This is a genomic window from Texcoconibacillus texcoconensis (assembly GCF_014202575.1).
GTDB lineage: Bacteria > Bacillota > Bacilli > Bacillales > Salisediminibacteriaceae > Texcoconibacillus > Texcoconibacillus texcoconensis.
This window is the reverse complement of the sequence record NZ_JACHHB010000004.1, coordinates 139,352-157,817: the sequence shown is the minus strand read 5'-3', so window position 1 is coordinate 157,817 and position 18,466 is coordinate 139,352. Positions and strand designations below refer to the sequence as shown.

Genomic DNA, 18,466 nt, shown 5'->3' with positions numbered 1-18,466 from the left:
GCGCTAACTAAACGTTTAACGCCCTCTAAGATCACTATGAACACATCTTACTGAAAAAGGAGGGATTGCTATGAATAATGAAAATAACACAGCTAATATTGAAAGTGATGCTGAGGCGACGGAGGTCACAAATCAAAGTCGTCATTTAAAAGGGATTGTCAAGAAGTTATTTACATTCATTGCTGTTATCGGTGCCCTCCTTCATATCTTTATTTTGAACTTCTATCCGATTGAACCATGGTTATTTCGGAGTATGCACTTAGCCTTCGGTGTCATTCTTGGTTTTTTACTTTTTAAACCTTATAAAAATGCGAAGGATCGTGTGTCACTGATTGATTGGGTTATGATTATCGGTATCGTTTTTGTGACTGGATATATTTTTGCAAATTTGTCAGCGCTATTATTCCGCGTTGGTGTTATGCCAGAAACCTTGGATACGGTTGTGGCAGCAGTCGGGGTGTTGCTTGTCCTTGAACTAACGCGCCGTACCAGTGGATGGGCGCTACCGATATTAGCTAGTATTTTTATCTTGTATTCTTTTGCAGGACCTTATCTGCCGGGCATTTTGCACCACAATGGTTATTCTTTTGATCGATTTATTACGTATATTTTTAGTGTTGATGGTGTTTTTGGGGTAACATTAGATGTATCTTCCAAATATATTTTGTTGTTTATCATCTTCGGATCCTTTTTACAAATGTCGGGTGTCGGTCGTTACTTTATTGACTTTTCATTTTCTCTAGCAGGAGGGATGAGAGGTGGCCCTGCAAAAGTATCAATTCTATCAAGTGGTTTGATGGGGATGATGAATGGGACATCGGCTGGTAATGCTGTCGCAACTGGTTCATTAACGATTCCCCTTATGCGTCGTGTTGGTTACCCGTCCCGCTTTGCAGCAGCGACAGAAGCAACGGCCTCAGCAGGTGGGCAAATTATGATTCCAATCATGGGTGCTGGCGCATTTTTAATGGCCGAGATTACAGGCATCGCTTATTCTGAGATTATTCTTGCAGCGACAATCCCAGCCCTTTTGTATTTTTTATCTGTATTCTTTATGGTCGATTTTCAAGCGATCAAAAGTGGTATGAAGGGATTATCGAGAAAGGAATTACCGTCATTAAAAGGCGTTTTCAAACAAGCTTATCTATTTATACCTGTGATCCTTTTAATTACAGCTTTATTAAGTGGTTATTCGGTGATTCGTTCAGGGACGGTGGCGATTGTTGCTTGTCTTGTTGTTAGTTGGTTGACGAAGGAACATCGAATGGGACCTAAACGAATCGTACAAGCGTTGGAGTTAGGGATGCGCAATACGATTCAGTTATTAGCTGTTTGTGCTACTGCAGGGATTATTGTTGGTGTGATTTCTTTAACAGGTGTTGGTATGCGGTTTAGTTCGATGCTCCTTGGAATCGCAGATGCGAATACTTTAATCGCGCTAATCTTTGCCATGTTTATTTCTGTACTATTAGGAATGGGTATGCCAACGACGGCGGCTTACGCTGTTGCTGCAAGTGTGGTTGCACCTGGTCTTATTCAAATAGGTATTGAACCACTTTTTGCACATATGTTTGTTTTTTACTATGCGGTTATGTCTGCCATTACGCCTCCTGTTGCATTAGCAGCATATGCAGCGGCTGGTGTAGCAGGGACGGATCCATTCAGAACGGGGATAACTGCTTTTAAGCTAGGAATTGCAGCTTTTATCGTTCCTTACATGTTTATATATAGCCCAGAACTAATGTTGTTTGGTAGTTTTGGAGAGATTGTATTGAGTGTGATTACTGCTAGCATAGGAATTTACCTTCTTGCAGCTGCAGTTCAAGCTTGGTTTGCAGGAGCAGAGGCAAACATATTTGTACGAGGCGTCTTGATTAGTGCAGCGATTTTATTTATCTACGCTAGTATTTTTACAGACATTTTAGCAATATTTGTTGTGACATCTTGTTTTATTTTACAACGAGCAAAGAAAACTAAGGTCTTAACAAACGAGTCAGTGACATCCTAATATTATCTAATTAAAGACGTATGCCATCTCCTAAGTTATGGGGATGGCTTTTTCTATTAATTATCGTTTTGGAAACTAGCGTGTTCGTTGTACAATGAAAAAGAATATAACTTGTAAACGAAAGAGTGGATAGTAAGTATGTTTAGAATCGGTTATCGAACGTTAAAAACAGCGATTGGCACTGCAATCGCCATTGCAATTGCTCAACAGCTCGGTTTAGAATTTTACTCATCAGCTGGAATCATTACGATCCTCTGTATACAGAAAACACGGCAACGTTCTTTGCAAATGTCGTGGGAACGACTTTTAGCTGCTTCTATCGGAATGTTGTATGCCGGTGTTTTATTTGAAGTACTAGGGTACAATCCGGCCGTTATGGGTTTATTGCTTCTCGTTTTCATCCCAACGACACTTGTTCTTAAAGCGCAAGCAGGTATTGTGACGAGTTCAGTTATTATTTTACATATTTATGCACTGGAAGCGATTTCGGTATCGATTGTCCTTAACGAATTTGCCTTAATGTTAATCGGGATTTCATGCGCATTATTAATGAATGCATATATGCCGAGTGTGGACAAAAAACTCCATGTTATGCAGCATCAACTTGAATCGTATTACAAACAAATTTTCCATGAGTTTGCGACATATGTTCGTAACGGTGATAGTGATTGGGATGGTAAGGAGATTGCAGAGTCAGCGAAATTGCTCGAGCAAGCGAAAAGCACTTCATTACAAAATATTGAAAATCACGTCTTGCCGTATGAAGATCAATATTATCACTATTTTAAAATGCGTGAAAAACAATTTGATATTATCGAGCGGGTTATGCCGTTACTTACTTCTATCGACCGTCATGTAGATCAAGGGGAAATGATCGCAGACTTCCTTGAAGAATTAAGTGAAAATATTAAGCGACAAAACACCGCAGATTACTTTTTGCAACAATTAGAAGAGATGCAAGGGGCGTTTAAACGAATGGAACTTCCGACAAGTCGTGAGGAATTCGAAACACGATCAGCCTTGCTATATTTCGTGAAAGAAATGGAAGAATATTTAACGATAAAAAGTCGTTTTAAACCAATTGAAAAGTATTCAATGTTCAGCTAATTACATAGATGTCCTTTTTCAAGCAAATGATAAAAAAAAGTGTTTGAGGAGGAGATCTAGCTGAAAAGCTTCATTCTTGCGATTGTTCTCGTTGTATCGCCAATTTGGCCGTTAGGTGAAAATCCTCTTGTTGGTGACCCTTACATTATTGTTGATACGTCTATTATGGAATTAGCTGTCGTCGATGAAGGTGAAATCCAAGCAATTTACCCAGTATCAATCGGAACACGCTTTACACCTACTCCAGAAGGGCAACATACTGTAACGGTTAAAGCGGTAGAACCGTATGATCGTAAACGAGACATTCCCGGGGGAGATGAGGATAATCCACTCGGCACGAGGTGGATTGGTTTTGATGCCGAAGGTACAGATGGCAGAATTTATGGCTTGCACGGTACAAATGACCCTGACTCAATAGGAGATGCGGTAACAGGAGGATGTGTGAGGTTAGATAATGAAAGTGTTGAAGATGTTTTTTCTGTCATTCCAATTGGAACAAAAATTTTGATCAAGAGTGATGGTGAATCTTTTCAGAATACAGCAATCAAGAAAGGGGCAATTGCCCCTTAAACAGAAAAGAGCGGAGCTTACGTCAAAGGTTTAGGTCCCCTTATTGGGGCGAACAAACGTTGACGTAGCTCCGCTTTTGTTTTGACAAAAAGACAATAATGTCTTTTAAATACATTTGTAAATGAGTATAAATGAGCACATTATAACCAGAAAGCAGCACCTGTAAATAGTGTACCAATAAGCATGGTTGCAACCATAAAGTAAATGATGATTGTCCGATATTTGCGGGGCATATTTCTTACCTCCCAATTCATTTTACTATTAACATTTTACAAAGTCGAACGAGCCATGACAAGAGGGAATGTAAACCTTTATTTTACGTGAGGTTTTTTTGGTTATGTCGAAAACGGAATAAATGGAAATGATAGGAATAATTATAGGTTTTAATGGGAGGAGGAGTTTTTGATGTCGGATCTATTTTCTTTTGAACAGTCATGGCAAAAAGAAGTGGACAGACAATTACAGGCGCGTGGAGAACGAAAAGGCACCTTTCAAACATCTTCAAACATTGAGGTTGAACGTCTCTATACACCTGAGGCGATGGAAGAAGATTATATGAAAAAGATTGGTTACCCTGGCGAATATCCTTTTACGCGTGGCATACGCCACACAATGTATCGTGGACGGTTATGGACGATGCGACAATATGCTGGGTTTGGGTCCGCGAAGGAAACAAATGAACGGTTTCGTTATTTATTAGAACAAGGACAAACAGGGTTGTCGGTTGCGTTTGATTTACCGACCCAAATTGGTTATGACTCAGATGACCCGATGGCTCTTGGTGAAGTGGGGAAGGTCGGTGTAGCCATTGATTCACTAGAAGATATGGAAGTCCTTTTTCATGAAATTCCTTTAGACCGAGTAAGCACTTCAATGACCATTAACGCACCAGCAGCAGTATTGTTAGCGATGTATTTAGTCGTCGCTGAAAAACAAGGTGTACCTTGGGAAAAGGTTTCTGGAACGATCCAAAATGATATTTTAAAAGAATATATTGCACGCGGAACACACATATATCCTCCTAAACCTTCGATGCGCTTAATCACAGACATTTTTTCCTTTTGTTCTGATCACGTACCCTCATTTAACACGATTAGTATATCCGGTTATCACATACGTGAAGCTGGGGCGACAGCTGTACAAGAATTAGCATTTACATTGGCGAATGCGAAAGCTTATGTTGATGCTGCTATCGACGTAGGTTTAGATGTCGATCGCTTTGCTCCGCGCCTAGCATTTTTCTTTAATGGTCATAACTATTTTTTTGAGGAAATCGCTAAGTTTCGGGCCGCACGTAGGATGTGGGCAAAAATGATGCGTGAAGAGTATGGGGCAAAGAATCCGAAAAGTTGGCAGTTACGGTTTCACACCCAAGTGGCAGGATCGACGCTTACTGCACAACAACCTGATAATAACATTGTACGTGTTGCATTACAGGCATTGGCAGCGGTAATGGGTGGAACACAAAGTTTGCATACAAATGCAAAAGATGAAGCTCTTGGTTTACCGACGGAAGAGTCAGCTCGAATTGCTTTACGAACACAACAGCTTATCGCACATGAGACGGGCGTAGCTGATACGATTGACCCTCTTGCCGGGTCTTACTACCTTGAAACATTGACCGATCAAGTAGAAGAAAAGGCCCATGAATATTTGGCGGAGATTGATTCGTTAGGTGGGGCCGTTGCTGCTGTTGAAAATGGTTATATGCAACGGGAAATTCAAAAAAGTGCTTATGAGACGCAAAGGAACATAGAATCAGAAGAGGAAATCGTTGTCGGTGTGAACAAATTCGCGATGGAAGAAGAGCCTGAACAAGACGTGTTAAAAGTCGATGACTCCTTTATTGCTGAGCAACATGAGCAACTTGAACACTTACGAAAAAACAGGTCACAAAACGATGTAGATCATTGTTTACAAGCGTTGAAGGAAGCAGCCAATGGCCATGAAAATTTGATGCCACCGATCATAGAAGCTGTGAAGAAGGGATGTACGGTTGGTGAGATATGTCATGTTTTGCGAAGTGAGTTTGGAGAATATGTTTAAACGAGAAGGAGGGCTCTTCGGTGACGATACGAATTTTAATGGCTAAACCAGGCCTAGATGGACACGATCGTGGTGCACTGGTCGTCTCACAAGCGTTAAGAGATCACGGAATGGAAGTCATTTATACAGGTTTAAGGCAATCGCCGGAACAAATTGTTCAAGCGGCTATTCAAGAGGACGTTGATGCGATTGGATTATCGTCGTTATCTGGCGCGCACAATATCCTTTTTCCAGAAGTATTAAATCAACTAAAAGAGAAGAATGCAGAAGATATATTTGTGTTTGGCGGAGGCGTTATTCCATTTGATGATGTACGGAATCTCGAGGAATTAGGCATAAAAAAAGTTTTCACACCTGGTTCATCAACGGAAGCGATCGCTGCTTTTATTGAACAAACTGTACGTGAACGAGAGGCGTTTGAACCGATTCTTAGTGCACCAAAGTGCGTTGATCATATCGGTATTGCCGTTTCATCGATCGATGAAGCGATACCTTTTTACCGTGACCATTTACACCTTGATGTCGAAACAGTTGTTGACGTTCCAGAACAAGGAGTGAAAGTAGCCTTCATTTCACTTTCCAACGCGAAAATCGAACTTTTGGAACCGCTTACGAAAGAAAGTCCTGTACAGTCGTTTATCGATAAAAAAGGGGAAGGATTACATCATATCGCTTTAGCCGTCAACCGATTAAGTGATCGACTTACACAACTAAAAAGAGAAGGGGTACCACTTGTCGACGAAACTCCGAAACAAGGGGCTAGCGGTGTACCAATCGCATTTTTACACCCGAAAGCAGCAAATGGAACACTTGTTGAACTTTGTGAAAACGAAGGGGTGGAGATAGATGGTTGATTTATATGAAAAAATTAATGAGCTGTATGATAAAAGGCGCAGTGTTGAAATTGGTGGTGGGGACAAACGAATTCAAAAGCAACATGATAAGGGGAAATTGACAGCTCGCGAACGAATTGACCTTCTCGTTGATGATGGGACATTTGTTGAATTAAATCCTTTTATTGAACACCGTGCACATGATCTTGGCATGGAAAAAGGAGCGGCACCTGGAGAAGGGGTCGTTACTGGTTATGGGAAAGTAGATGGTCGCTACGTATTTTTGTTTGCGCAAGATTTTACCGTATTCGGTGGGGCTTTAGGTGAAATGCATGCAAAAAAAATTGCTCATGTCATGGACTTAGCCGTACAAAACCGCGCTCCTTTTATCGGTTTAAATGATTCAGGTGGTGCGAGAATTCAAGAAGGGGTTTTATCTCTAGATGGTTATGGCCATGTTTTTTACCGTAACTCGATTTACTCAGGCGTAATTCCACAGATCTCGGTCATTTTAGGTCCTTGTGCCGGTGGAGCTGTTTATTCACCTGCGATTACGGACTTCGTATTTATGGTAGATAAAACGAGTCAAATGTTCATTACTGGACCGAAAGTCATTGAGACAGTGACTGGGGAATTAATCTCCAGTGAAGAGCTTGGCGGTGCGAATATGCACAGTACAACAAGTGGAAATGCGCATTTCGCCTGTGAAACTGAAGAAGACGCATTAGAGCAAGTTCGAAGTTTATTAAGTTATTTACCATCTCATTTTGAAGAGGAGCCACCATTTGTAGAAACGGATGAAGAAGATCGTATGGAGGACATTTTAGATCTTGTTCCTGCTGATCCGAGTCGCCCTTACGATGTTCGGATTGTCATTGAACAAACAGTCGATCAGAATACATTTTTTGAAGTTCACAAACAGTTTGCCAAAAATATCGTTGTTGGTTTTGCACGGATTGGTGGACGATCAGTAGGGATTATCGCGAACCAACCGAAAGTGATGGCAGGAAGTTTAGACATTGATTCTTCAGATAAACTGGCTCGTTTTATTCGTGTGTGCGATTGTTACGGTTTGCCCCTGATTACTTTTGAGGATGTGACCGGTTTTTTTCCAGGTGTTAAGCAAGAGCATGGTGGTATTATCCGTCACGGAGCGAAAATTTTATATGCCTATTCTGAAGCAACTGTACCGAAAATTACTGTGATTACTCGAAAAGCATATGGTGGCGCGTACGTTGCATTAAACAGTAAATCGGTAGGTGCTGATCTAGTGTTCGCTTGGCCGAATGCAGAAATTGCTGTTATGGGGCCTCATGGCGCGGCAAACATCATTTATAAAAACGAGATTGAAGAAAGTGATGATCCAGAACAAATGCGAGCTGAAAAGATTGAGGAATATCGTAATCGGTTTGCCAATCCATATATTGCAGCTGCAAATGGCATGGTAGATGATGTGATAGATCCAAGGGAAACGCGTGAGAAGTTGATGAAAAGCTTAGATATGTTGCAGAAGAAACGGGAAACACGTCCAGAAAAGCGACACGGAAATATCCCATTGTAACCTGAGAGAGACATCACGGTCCAACTCTGATACAATATTTCTATACTGCTATAGAAATGGAGGATGACGATGGTAAACCGTGAACGTTTAGTAGAAGAATTTATGGAGCTCGTGCGCGTTGATTCGGAGACGAAATACGAACGAGACATCGCGGACGTTTTAAAGAAAAAATTTCAAGATCTTGGTCTTCAAGTACAAGAAGATGATACAACAAAAACAACAGGGCACGGTGCAGGAAATCTTATCTGTACGCTTGAAGGGTCGGGTGAAGCAGATCCGATTTACTTCACTTCTCATATGGATACAGTTGTTCCTGGGCAAGGAATTGACCCTTATATCGAAGAGGGCTACATACGTACAGATGGCTCGACCATTTTAGGGGCTGATGATAAAGCAGGATTAGCTGCGATGATTGAAGCTATCCGCACCCTTCAAGAGTCGGGTAAAGATCATGGAAAAGTGCAGTTTGTGATTACTGTTGGTGAAGAATCAGGTTTAGTTGGTGCGAAAGCATTGGATCCATCCCATTTAGAAGCAAAATACGGTTTTGCGTTGGACAGTGATGGGGAAGTAGGAAAAATTATTGTTGCCGCTCCTACTCAAGCTAAAATTAAAGCAACTGTCTATGGAAAGACTGCCCACGCAGGGGTCGCACCAGAAAAAGGCGTTTCCGCTATTACGATGGCAGGGAAAGCGATCGCTAAAATGCCTTTAGGCCGTATTGATGACGAAACAACAGCAAACATCGGACGCTTTGAAGGTGGGAGTCAAACAAACATTGTTTGCGATCATGTCGATATTTTAGCAGAGGCTCGCTCGCTTGTGACAGAAAAAATGCATGAGCAAGTTGATAAAATGAAACAGGCATTTGAAGAAGTCACAGAGTCAATGGGTGGAAGCTGTGACATTGATATCGACATTATGTACCCTGGATTTAAATATGGAGATGGCGATGAAGTCGTCGAGGTAGCGAAACAGGCTGTTACAGCTGTTGGGCGAGAGCCCCAACTTCTACGTAGTGGTGGCGGAAGTGATGCCAACATTTTTGTTGGGCACGGTGTACCAACAGTTAATTTAGGGATTGGGTATGAAGAAATCCATACAACGAGTGAACGCCTCTCGTTAGAAGAACTGTATAAAACAGCTGAACTCGTTGAGTCTTTAATCGAGACAGCAAAACAGTCTTAAGCATAGCGTAAGTTGCCAGTTGATATAACTACTTAAATGCTCATGAAGAAGGAAGGTATAATCGTAGACTTTGTTACGGATGAATGACAAAGTCTACTTATACCTTTCTTTTATTCCATGGGTTTTTTTGGTGGTTGATGTGAAACGAAATGGCGTAAGGAGACGTCTTATCGGTAGATGTTTTCTAAGACTGTTTTCTAAAAGATTGTTGATTTTTATAGAACATGGTTAACTATGTAAGTTAAACGTAAATGGGCATGAAGAAACAATAGGCCCAAAAGCACCCGAATGGTGCCCGTAATAGCCAAGAATAAGCGATAATGTCCGGATCGTACGACACAATGGATGTGACTCAATACATCCGACATATTTAGAGGAAGTGAAAGACAAATTTTAACAATTGTGGTATTCTATTAAAGACATAATTTGTAGAATAGAGGGTGTAGGTCATGACAATTGATGAAAAGGATCATTTATTATTAAATTACATTCGAGGTTTTTCAAAGTATATGGAAGATGAATGGCAAGCAAATGCGCGCTCGTTGGGACTAACACTAGCTGAACAGCACTTATTGTGGATTGTACATTTAAAAGAAAACCCGACAATTTCTACAATTGCCGTATTAGGGTTGTGGGATCGTTCAACGGTAATGCAGGTGATAAAGAGACTACAGCGTAAAGGGCTAGTTGACATTGAAAAAGACGAAAAGGATCTCCGTGTGTCTTATGTTCTGTTAACTGAAGAAGGGAAGCGGAAGCGCGAACAATCTAGACATTATTCGATGAATTTTTTTGAGTTTATTGAGAATTATCGCATGAAACATCCGCGATTTTATGACGATTTAATTGCATTCCATCGCGAAGCGAACAGGTACTTTCATGGGGAGCAATTTGTTCATTGGGTGGAAAAGTCTAGTGAAAATTTTCATGAGTATGAAAAAACAAACGGATGACATACATAATTTTATCAGTCATACAAAAATTTGATCAACGATCAGTATTTTGAATTTATACATAGATATCCCTTACTTAAATGTTTTACTAGATAAATGGATCGTTGTGTGGCGGTGCGGAAATAACGAGAGGTTGGTATAATAAAGTAGATTTTCAAACATCAAGATAGAAAAAATAAGTACAAACGATTATTATTGTGTGGGCACACGTTGATTAATTGTACCAAATTCTAAGGATTCCAATATGGACTCTTCAGAAACACCAATTGCTGCGGAGAGGTCCGATATTGTCGGTGAGATAACATCTTGGCTAGCATAATATTCTAAGGTGGCAATGATTAAGTACAATACGTGATCGTAGTGATTTTTATCAGTTTCTAAAAAATGAACGCTCATCGGCACTTCCACCTTCCATCATTATTGTTACTCTAATGGTAACATATGTTAATGACAAATGGATGTATAAGTTGATCATTATGGAGACTTTTAATAAGAGTCTCCTTTTTCGTATTGCTTGATTTTTTGATATCAGCGCGAGATGATAGGTGTTAGAAGGAGCGATCGGATATGGACAGGCAAAGAAAAGGACGGATTATTTTCCATGTTGATATGAACAGTTTTTATGCATCAGTTGAAGCGGCTCATGATCCGAGTCTACGAGGTAAGCCTTTAGCGATTGCTGGAAGTATTGAAGAACGTCGTGGAATTGTTGTAACAGCAAGTTACGAGGCGCGAGCTCAAGGAGTCAATCCACCGATGCCGTTATGGGAAGCGAAAAAAAGTTGTCCAGATCTTGTAGTACGAAAACCAGACTTTCCTAAGTATCGCCAAGCATCAGAGAACATGTTTCAACTGTTATATGAATATACGCCACTTGTAGAACCTGTGTCGATTGATGAAGGATATATGGATGTTACTCACCCAGTTGATGACCGACCACCACTCGAGATTGCTAAGCACATTCAGGATCGTCTTTTAAAAGAGTTAGCACTACCTTCAAGCATTGGGGTGGCTCCTAATAAGTTTTTAGCGAAGATGGCTAGTGATATGAAAAAGCCGCTGGGTATTACCGTTTTACGTAAGCGAAGTGTACCGGATGTCCTTTGGCCGCTGGACGTGATTGAAATGCATGGTGTTGGTGAAAAAACGGCTGAAAAGTTAAAGCGTCAAGGGATTACAACGATTGGTGAGTTAGCAAAATCTGATCCAATACAATTAAAGTCATCATTTGGTGTGGCAGGGGTTCGAATGCATGAACGGGCTTATGGTGAAGACCATCGCCAAGTTGATCCTGATGCGATCAGTGAATTTAAAAGTATCGGAAACTCGACGACCCTTCCCCGTGATACGAAAAATGAAGCAGTTGTGCGTAAAGTGTTGATGAATTTATCGGACTCTGTAAGTCGTCGTATGCGACGTAAAGAAGTGTACGGTGGAAATATTCAATTAACGATTCGTTATAAAGATCGGAAAACAATTACACGTAGTCGCAAGTTAGACCATCCGATTTCTTCATCACAAGATATTTATGAAGAGGTATGGGCGTTATTTCAACAGTATTGGGATGAAAAACCGATTCGGTTACTTGGTGTGACTGCGCAAGACATTGTAGAAAAAGGACATGCTCATCAGCAACTAGATCTTTTTCAATATGCAGATACGCTTAAGCGTGAAAAATTATCGAACACTGTGGATCATATCCGTAACAAGTTTGGAGAAGGTGCATTGTTGAAAGGTGCTCAAATGTCCGAAGACTCGAGTGATTTGTTAAGAGATGAAGAAAAGCGGGGGACGAGCTTAGAGAAAGATTTTTTACGAGAAGGTTTTTTAAATGAAAAACAAGATAATGAGGATTAGAGAAATCGTTCGAGCAAGTATGCGAGCGATTTCTCTATTTTTTGTGGAGCTGAATTTAGCCGAAGACAAGCCCTTGGGAAAGCATCCGCCTGCAGTGATAATCACAATCAATGTTGGGAAATGTTCTTTACATCATTTATTATGAAATTTATTCGATGTATTAGGAATGAAACGCTAAACATCGAATTTTTTTGTGTGACGGAAAAATCGCATAAAGATTTTCATTCTTTTTGCCGATAAACATAGTAGAGAATAATGTAGAGAAGGTGTCCAACATGGAAGTACAAGGACAACAAGTACAAGCGAGAAACGGTGGAAACCAAACATCTGCCCCTATTCGTGAGGGGGAAGTACACCAAGCAAAAGTGAAACAACGAACATCGGATAATCAAGCCGTTTTACAAATACGAGGACAAGAAGTGAAAGCCGAATTTAAAGATGGCGTTCCAAAGCAAGACCGTGTCAACGTTCAGGTGGAAGGAAAAAGTGAAGAACGGGTTCAAGTAAGGACGATCAGTGAATCAACAGAAGGGCGACAACCTTCAAAAGGGGGACAAGGTCGACAGTCAATTGATCGCGTTCTTAGTAATCTAGGAGAAAAAAATCCCGATCGAAACTTGCGTGAAGCAGCACAGCGGTTTCTTGATCGCGGGGTGCCTTTAACTCGAGAAACCGTTGATGCGATGAGGCAATATTTATCGAATTCAAACGCGAACCGAAATGAGCAAATGGCCACGATTCGTACAATGGCCGAACAGCGAATCGAACCAACTTCCGCGCAGATTCGAGCGGTCCATGAAACGGTGAATGGGCGTTCTTATCCTGAAGCGTTACAACAACTCGCTCAACAAGCGGGAGGAGGCGCATCTTCTGTACAGGCGAACACAGGGGCCTCCTCCCATACGCAAACGATGGATGCTGTTGTTCGTCAGTTACAGCAACAAGTTCAAAATGGAGCAGATGTTCAGCGTGTTGTTCAAGACCTTCGCGGTGCTTTATCTCAACAAAACGGAGGACAAGAGGTGCCAGCACGCTTGGAGCAAGCTTTAAACGATATCACCCGTCTTGCTTCTGATGGGCGTTCTACTGATGCTGCGTCTCGATTAGATCAGCTCATGCAACAGATGGCACAGGCCTTTTCTAGTAATGTTAACGAAACTTCTGTTTCAGTTAGTGCTGACTCCCAAGAACTGGTGAGACTTGAGCAGGCGCTTCAACGTGAAGGAAATTGGCAACAAGCGCTCGACCAAGTAAAGCAAACGATTGCCAGTGATCGTTTAACTGATTCGTCACGAGAAGCATTGCAACAAGTGATTGAAAAAGCACAACAACTGTTTGATCAGGGGAGGGAACTTTCTTCTCGTCAAACGATCAATGAACAACTATCTCAACTTGTGCAAGCGACAGCTACCCAACCACAAACAGCTTCCGTTTCGTCCGATGTCCAAGGTTATGTGATCAATGAAATCATGCAAAGTCAGTCGCTAACTTCTAAAGATTATCTCGTTACGACAGTGACAGAAAAGTTAGCGCAAGTGACAGATGAATTTAAAGTGTTTCAGCGTGAGACGAGCCGTCAACTCGATCGCATGTCGCACCTAATGCAGACGTTTAAACAACAATCAACGCAACAGGTGAAACCGATGCTTGAGAAGACGATCCAGCGCTTAGATCAGGCGATTTTAAAGAGTGACTGGATGATGTTCACAGATATGAAAACGGAAAAACAACTGATGCAAGCAAGTGGTCGACTTGCTGAAGCGAAAAAGCTACTAAATCAAGGGCGTGTCGCGCAGGCGAATCAAATCGTTCAAGAAGTAAAACAGACCGTTGACCGTTTGCAATTTCAACCCGCAGAAGCGAAGGTGAAGCACTACGTTCAGCGTGAACAGATGTTTGCTGAACCGCGTCCGCCAGCGCAACAAATGAGTCAACAATTTCAAGAAACCTCTCGAGCTTTCACGCAAAATGAAGGTTCCGCTCGTCAAGTGTTTGATGCGTTCCGAAGTAGTGGCTTTAACCGAGATGCTGAAATTGCTCAAGCTCTTGCTAACGGCCGTGATCAAGCTGCCCAAGAAGCTAATCAACGCAATATGAAATCATTGTTAATGCATCTCGCTCGTGGTGAAGAAGACGGGGCGCGCATGCAACAGCAAGCCAACCAGGCGTTAAACAACTTGAATGGGCAGCATTTAGTTAGTCGGAATGATTCACAACAAAACTTGCAATCTATGATGTTTCAATTACCACTACTTCTAAAAGACGAAGCGGAAAACTTGCAAGTTTACGTAAACTCACGAAATGAAGGTGAGAAGGTAGACTGGGAAAACTGTAATTTGTACTTTTTAATTGAGACGAAAAAGCTTGGAGAGGTCGGTATTAACTTGGCTGTAAGTGATCGAAATTTAAGTGTGACGCTTAAAAATGACCAACCCGATTTCCAAGATAAAATTGAACCGATTGCAGATAAAGCGGTCGAGCGTCTCAAAGATGTAGGGTATCAAGTCAGTGGGATCCATTTTGCCGAGATGAACCCTAACGTTGAAAGTGCGGATCAACAAACAGAGGAGGATTCGGAACAATTGAATCCAAATTCTAGTAAAGCGATGTTTACAGAGAAAGGATTTGATTATAAAGTATGATCATTTCAAGACACTTTAACCACCCTAAGCGACAGGTGAAGAATGGTCCGACAGCTGCTGTCGTTCGGTACGACGAAGAGTCTGGGGAAGGGCCGAAAGTTGTTGCCCACGGGAAAGGGCAAATCGCGAACCAAATTATCGAGCTTGCAAAGGAAAATGATATTCATATGGAAGAAGACCCAATGCTTTTGCAAAACTTGCTTGATATGGACTTGGGTGACAATATTCCTCCGCAATTGTATTCAGTGATGGCAGAAATTTTATTGTTAATTGAAGAGATGGAGAGAAACTATTAAAACTTATGTCAAAAGGACCGATAAAATAGATAGAAAAGTGCTCAAGTGGTTTTGAGGGGGGAAGAACAATGTCGATCATGTCGAAGGAAGCAATCTACCAAAAATCATCGCAAGAAATTACAACTCTTTTATATGAAGCGTGTGTCGATCGTTTAGAAGAAGCTATACAAGCGATTGAAGAACGTGATATGTTAGCAGCGAATGAAAAATTACAAAAAGCGAGTGACATCGTTGAACGTCTTGGCTCGGGTTTGAATTATGAAGCAGGGATCATTTCAGAGCAACTCGATGCCCTCTACAACTATATCGCTGATGAGATCGTACGAGCGAATTTCACGAAGAAAAAGTTACATATCCAAAACGCCCTTGATACCATAATACCGATTATGCGAGCATGGCAACAAGCGGTAAAGATGAAGGCTGATAAGCAACCAGCGATGCGTAAACAGCAAATGAACGTTTATGAACAAAATACGATGTATGAATAGAAGAAGGAGAGACAAGTATGCAAATTAACAATAATATCCAAGCGCTAAATGCTTATCGTAATTTATATCAAAATCAACAAGCAACATCGAGTAATTTAGAGAAGCTTTCATCGGGATTACGCATTAACCGTGCAGCTGACGATGCGGCAGGACTGGCGATCTCAGAAAAAATGCGCTCTCAAATTCGCGGTCTTGAGCAAGCAGAACGAAATGCGATGGATGGTATTTCACTGATCCAAACATCAGAAGGAGCGATGGAAGAAGTTCATTCGATGTTGCAACGTATGCGTGAATTGACGGTGCAAGCTGCCAATGATACGAATACTGAGGAAGATACAGAGCAAATTCAAAAAGAAATTGATCAGTTAAAAGATGAGATTGATAGTGTCTCTGAAAAAACGGAATTTAATACCCGGTCCCTTTTAGATGGTTCAAGCGCTGTATCGACAAATGTTGAAGGTGAGCTTGCGGATACCCCATTAGCAGAAGACCCAAGTGTTGATGATATCCGTGTTGAGTCAGGTGATTACCGATTAGGGATTGACGATGCTGAAATTGTAAGCACAGTAACTGAATCAGGCGCGGGGTTGGAAGATGGAAGCGACATTTCTTTTGAGGATGAGAGTAACAAGCCTCCGTTAGGCAAATATGAAATTGAAGTGCGTGATTTTGATAGTGAAAAAGATACTGCAACCGTTGAGGTGACAAATCCAAACGGAGAGACAGAAACGGTTAATCATCGTGACGTGACAGATGATATTAACGTTGGCGGATTAACGATTCCATCTGGAGAAATCGAGGGCAATGGAACAGCGACAGTGGAGATGGAAGCAGATGTAAGTGCTGCGGTCATGGATGAAGCAAACCAAGAACTAACCATTGAAAACCCAAGTGTAGAATGTGAAGTGGTTGGTGAAGGCGCTGGTATTAGTGAAGGTGCTGAATTGACCTTTGCTCAACGTGTTGAAGAGCATGTTGCAGGTGAGTATACGGTTACAGTCGGTGACTTTAACTCCGATGAACAAACAGCAACGATCACTGTTGAAGATCCAAATGGGAAAACTGAGACATTACCTAACCAAGATCTTACAAGTGACATTACAGCCGCTGGTTTAACGATTCCGGGTGATGCTATAGAGGGTGATGGCGACTTTACTGTAGATATGAGTAGGTCTGTTCAAACAAACTGGGATACAGTAGAGGATGAAGACGAGATTATAGCTGATGGTGGTAACATTCGTCTAGCAGATTCTACAGATGAAACAAGTTTAGGAGAATATACAATTGATGTTGAAGAAACTTTCTTCCAAACATGGGCTGAAACTATTACTGTAACAGATCCAGATGGCGATACTCATACAGTGACTAGTGAGGATCCAGGGGAGGATATCGAAGTTGCTGGATTGGTAATAGAAGCTGATACTTTAACTAATGAGAATTCTGGAACAGAGGGTGGAAAAGTAGTCATAGACATCGATGGAGATATTACAGAAGGAAGTTCCGTGTCTGGAGCTAATATAGCTGATGATGCGGTAACGTTCGGTCATAGAGAAGAAGAACATCAACTTGGCGAATATCGCATTAATGTGAGTAATTATGACTCTAATAATAATACAGCAACAATTGAAGTTGAGCGTCCAGATGGTTCAACTGAAGAGGTTACTGATCAAGAACTCGATGGTGAATTTATCATTGGTGGCCTGGAAATCAATGAAAATCTCATTTCGGGAGACGGATCGGCTACTGTCCGCATGCAACCTGATGGTGAAACGATCATTGGTGAACGTGAGATGCGTACAGAAAACGGACGTTTTGAGTATAACGGTGTTGAATTCACGTTTGACGGAAGTGTTGCGAATGACCCAGAAGACGTTGATTTCTCTATCGAAAACAACGCCCTCGCTTTCCAAATCGGGCCGAACGCTGGTCAAGACGTTCTCGTTGATATTCCAAAAATGGACGTTGAGGAACTCGGTCTTGATGAGCTAGACGTGACGAGCCAACGATCAGCGAATGATGGGATCAGTATCCTTGATGGTGCGATTACGCAAGTATCAGATGCTCGTGCAACGTTAGGTGCGATGCAAAATCGTATGGAGCATACCGTCAATAATTTACAAGTAACGAGTGAAAATTTAACGGCTGCTGAATCCCGTATTCGTGACACGGATATGGCCGAAGAAATGACTGAATTCACCCGTAACAATATTTTAAATCAGTCGGGAACCGCGATGCTTGCACAAGCAAACCAATTGCCACAAGGTGTTCTTGAGTTACTACAATAATTGTACAATGTCAGAAGGCTGCTCAAGCGGCCTTCTTTTAACTACGTACAATTAAAGCATGCAGCCACGAAAAGCAAAACGAAAGCAATCGTGATACAATGAAGGTAGCGAATTTTTCAGAGAAGGTGAGAAGTATGGACGTTCAAAAAGTAGGACGTACAAGTTTGCATAAAACGAGTCAAAAACAAACAGGGACAGACCCAAAAGTGACTTTCCAAGAGATTATGCGTGAAGGTCGAGATAATAAAACGTACGAACGATTGCAACAGCTCCTTGGTAAGATTGATGATCAAGGAAAAGTGTTGTCGGAATCGCGAACGGTAGAAGATCTTCGCAAATATAAAGAAATGGTTAAGGAGTTTATGGATGACGCCGTCAAACTCGGGCTCAACTTAGAAGAAAAGCGTGGTTTTAATCGGCGCGGAAAAACGAAAGTGTATAAAATTGTTCGCGAAGTCGACAGTAAGCTTGTCGACCTAACAGATGCGGTATTGAATCAACAAAAAAAGAGTTTGGATATTCTCGATAAAGTCGGTGAAATTCGCGGGTTGCTCGTCAATGTTTATGCATAACAACGGAATGCGGTCAAGAAACAAGGGAGGTTATGTACTAGGGGCATGCCTCCTTCGTTT

General features: G+C 41.5%; 16 protein-coding genes and 1 pseudogene. 15 read left to right on the top strand and 2 right to left on the bottom strand.

Annotated elements, in window-relative coordinates; translation table 11 throughout:
• Positions 1–70 precede the first annotated feature (70 nt).
• The 3 genes from HNQ41_RS05865 to HNQ41_RS05855 all read left to right on the top strand — a co-directional run bounded on the left by HNQ41_RS05865 (position 71) and on the right by HNQ41_RS05855 (position 3,685).
• Positions 71–2,008 carry a TRAP transporter permease gene (locus tag HNQ41_RS05865; RefSeq protein ID WP_184663480.1) on the top strand — a complete coding sequence of 646 codons (1,938 nt, stop codon included), beginning with the start codon at positions 71–73 and terminating at the stop codon, positions 2,006–2,008.
• Between the two features lie 138 nt (positions 2,009–2,146).
• Positions 2,147–3,115, top strand: a complete 969-nt coding sequence (locus HNQ41_RS05860) for an aromatic acid exporter family protein (RefSeq protein WP_184663479.1) — start codon at positions 2,147–2,149, stop codon at positions 3,113–3,115.
• Positions 3,116–3,175: 60 nt separating this feature from the next.
• Complete coding sequence (locus HNQ41_RS05855) at positions 3,176–3,685, top strand: L,D-transpeptidase (protein ID WP_184663589.1); 510 nt, start codon at positions 3,176–3,178, stop codon at positions 3,683–3,685.
• Positions 3,686–3,825: 140 nt separating this feature from the next.
• On the opposite strand, the gene prli42 is transcribed toward HNQ41_RS05855, so the two are convergent.
• A complete protein-coding gene (gene prli42 / locus HNQ41_RS05850; RefSeq protein WP_184663478.1) occupies positions 3,826–3,918 on the bottom strand; it encodes a stressosome-associated protein Prli42 in 93 nt (30 codons plus the stop codon).
• Positions 3,919–4,090: 172 nt separating this feature from the next.
• Here prli42 and HNQ41_RS05845 point away from each other — a divergent pair, with 172 nt between their 5' ends.
• The 5 genes from HNQ41_RS05845 to HNQ41_RS05825 all read left to right on the top strand — a co-directional run bounded on the left by HNQ41_RS05845 (position 4,091) and on the right by HNQ41_RS05825 (position 10,266).
• Positions 4,091–5,731, top strand: coding sequence for an acyl-CoA mutase large subunit family protein (locus HNQ41_RS05845; protein WP_184663477.1), 1,641 nt, complete (start codon positions 4,091–4,093; stop codon positions 5,729–5,731).
• Positions 5,732–5,751: 20 nt separating this feature from the next.
• Positions 5,752–6,585 carry a methylmalonyl-CoA epimerase gene (mce, locus tag HNQ41_RS05840; RefSeq protein WP_425506963.1) on the top strand — a complete coding sequence of 278 codons (834 nt, stop codon included), beginning with the start codon at positions 5,752–5,754 and terminating at the stop codon, positions 6,583–6,585.
• Positions 6,578–8,125: an acyl-CoA carboxylase subunit beta gene (locus tag HNQ41_RS05835; protein WP_184663476.1), complete on the top strand. Its 1,548-nt coding sequence runs from the start codon at positions 6,578–6,580 to the stop codon at positions 8,123–8,125. Before mce ends, HNQ41_RS05835 begins: the two co-directional genes overlap by 8 nt.
• Before the next feature lie 69 nt (positions 8,126–8,194).
• Positions 8,195–9,313, top strand: a complete 1,119-nt coding sequence (locus HNQ41_RS05830; RefSeq protein ID WP_184663475.1) for a M20/M25/M40 family metallo-hydrolase — start codon at positions 8,195–8,197, stop codon at positions 9,311–9,313.
• A 449-nt stretch (positions 9,314–9,762) separates the two neighbouring features.
• Positions 9,763–10,266 carry a MarR family winged helix-turn-helix transcriptional regulator gene (locus HNQ41_RS05825; RefSeq protein ID WP_184663474.1) on the top strand — a complete coding sequence of 168 codons (504 nt, stop codon included), beginning with the start codon at positions 9,763–9,765 and terminating at the stop codon, positions 10,264–10,266.
• A gap of 192 nt (positions 10,267–10,458) precedes the next feature.
• Here the strand turns inward: HNQ41_RS05825 and HNQ41_RS05820 are convergent, their stop codons facing one another.
• On the bottom strand, positions 10,459–10,662 hold the full coding sequence (locus HNQ41_RS05820; protein ID WP_184663473.1) for a hypothetical protein: 204 nt from the start codon (positions 10,660–10,662) through the stop codon (positions 10,459–10,461).
• A gap of 171 nt (positions 10,663–10,833) precedes the next feature.
• On the opposite strand from HNQ41_RS05820, the gene HNQ41_RS05815 reads away from it, so the two are divergent.
• From HNQ41_RS05815 to HNQ41_RS05785, 7 genes and pseudogenes are all read left to right on the top strand, one after another.
• Positions 10,834–12,123: a DNA polymerase IV gene (locus HNQ41_RS05815; protein WP_184663472.1), complete on the top strand. Its 1,290-nt coding sequence runs from the start codon at positions 10,834–10,836 to the stop codon at positions 12,121–12,123.
• A 275-nt stretch (positions 12,124–12,398) separates the two neighbouring features.
• Positions 12,399–14,765 carry a hypothetical protein gene (locus HNQ41_RS05810; RefSeq protein ID WP_184663471.1) on the top strand — a complete coding sequence of 789 codons (2,367 nt, stop codon included), beginning with the start codon at positions 12,399–12,401 and terminating at the stop codon, positions 14,763–14,765.
• A complete protein-coding gene (locus tag HNQ41_RS05805; protein WP_184663470.1) occupies positions 14,762–15,061 on the top strand; it encodes an EscU/YscU/HrcU family type III secretion system export apparatus switch protein in 300 nt (99 codons plus the stop codon). The genes HNQ41_RS05810 and HNQ41_RS05805 overlap by 4 nt, the downstream gene beginning before the upstream one ends.
• Positions 15,062–15,129: 68 nt before the next feature.
• Entirely contained in the window at positions 15,130–15,549 is a 420-nt protein-coding gene (gene fliS, locus HNQ41_RS05800) for a flagellar export chaperone FliS (RefSeq protein WP_184663469.1), read from the top strand.
• Between the two features lie 17 nt (positions 15,550–15,566).
• Positions 15,567–15,999: pseudogene (locus HNQ41_RS16920) on the top strand (flagellin N-terminal helical domain-containing protein); the annotation flags it as partial.
• Between the two features lie 374 nt (positions 16,000–16,373).
• Entirely contained in the window at positions 16,374–17,834 is a 1,461-nt protein-coding gene (locus HNQ41_RS16915; protein ID WP_425506967.1) for a flagellin, read from the top strand.
• 134 nt (positions 17,835–17,968) lie between these two features.
• Positions 17,969–18,406 carry a YaaR family protein gene (locus HNQ41_RS05785; RefSeq protein WP_184663468.1) on the top strand — a complete coding sequence of 146 codons (438 nt, stop codon included), beginning with the start codon at positions 17,969–17,971 and terminating at the stop codon, positions 18,404–18,406.
• Positions 18,407–18,466: the final 60 nt, after the last annotated feature.

What these genes read in the sequence shown, in the direction of transcription:
- HNQ41_RS05825 (WP_184663474.1), top strand. Translation starts at nt 9,763, where the DNA reads ATGACAATTGATGAAAAGGATCATTTATTATTAAATTACATTCGAGGT.
- HNQ41_RS16915 (WP_425506967.1), top strand. Translation starts at nt 16,374, where the DNA reads ATGGAAGCAGATGTAAGTGCTGCGGTCATGGATGAAGCAAACCAAGAA.
- prli42 (WP_184663478.1), bottom strand. Translation starts at nt 3,918, where the DNA reads ATGCCCCGCAAATATCGGACAATCATCATTTACTTTATGGTTGCAACC.
- HNQ41_RS05815 (WP_184663472.1), top strand. Translation starts at nt 10,834, where the DNA reads ATGGACAGGCAAAGAAAAGGACGGATTATTTTCCATGTTGATATGAAC.
- HNQ41_RS05835 (WP_184663476.1), top strand. Translation starts at nt 6,578, where the DNA reads ATGGTTGATTTATATGAAAAAATTAATGAGCTGTATGATAAAAGGCGC.
- fliS (WP_184663469.1), top strand. Translation starts at nt 15,130, where the DNA reads ATGTCGATCATGTCGAAGGAAGCAATCTACCAAAAATCATCGCAAGAA.
- HNQ41_RS05820 (WP_184663473.1), bottom strand. Translation starts at nt 10,662, where the DNA reads ATGAGCGTTCATTTTTTAGAAACTGATAAAAATCACTACGATCACGTA.
- HNQ41_RS05860 (WP_184663479.1), top strand. Translation starts at nt 2,147, where the DNA reads ATGTTTAGAATCGGTTATCGAACGTTAAAAACAGCGATTGGCACTGCA.
- HNQ41_RS05785 (WP_184663468.1), top strand. Translation starts at nt 17,969, where the DNA reads ATGGACGTTCAAAAAGTAGGACGTACAAGTTTGCATAAAACGAGTCAA.
- HNQ41_RS05805 (WP_184663470.1), top strand. Translation starts at nt 14,762, where the DNA reads ATGATCATTTCAAGACACTTTAACCACCCTAAGCGACAGGTGAAGAAT.
- HNQ41_RS05845 (WP_184663477.1), top strand. Translation starts at nt 4,091, where the DNA reads ATGTCGGATCTATTTTCTTTTGAACAGTCATGGCAAAAAGAAGTGGAC.
- HNQ41_RS05810 (WP_184663471.1), top strand. Translation starts at nt 12,399, where the DNA reads ATGGAAGTACAAGGACAACAAGTACAAGCGAGAAACGGTGGAAACCAA.
- HNQ41_RS05830 (WP_184663475.1), top strand. Translation starts at nt 8,195, where the DNA reads ATGGTAAACCGTGAACGTTTAGTAGAAGAATTTATGGAGCTCGTGCGC.
- HNQ41_RS05865 (WP_184663480.1), top strand. Translation starts at nt 71, where the DNA reads ATGAATAATGAAAATAACACAGCTAATATTGAAAGTGATGCTGAGGCG.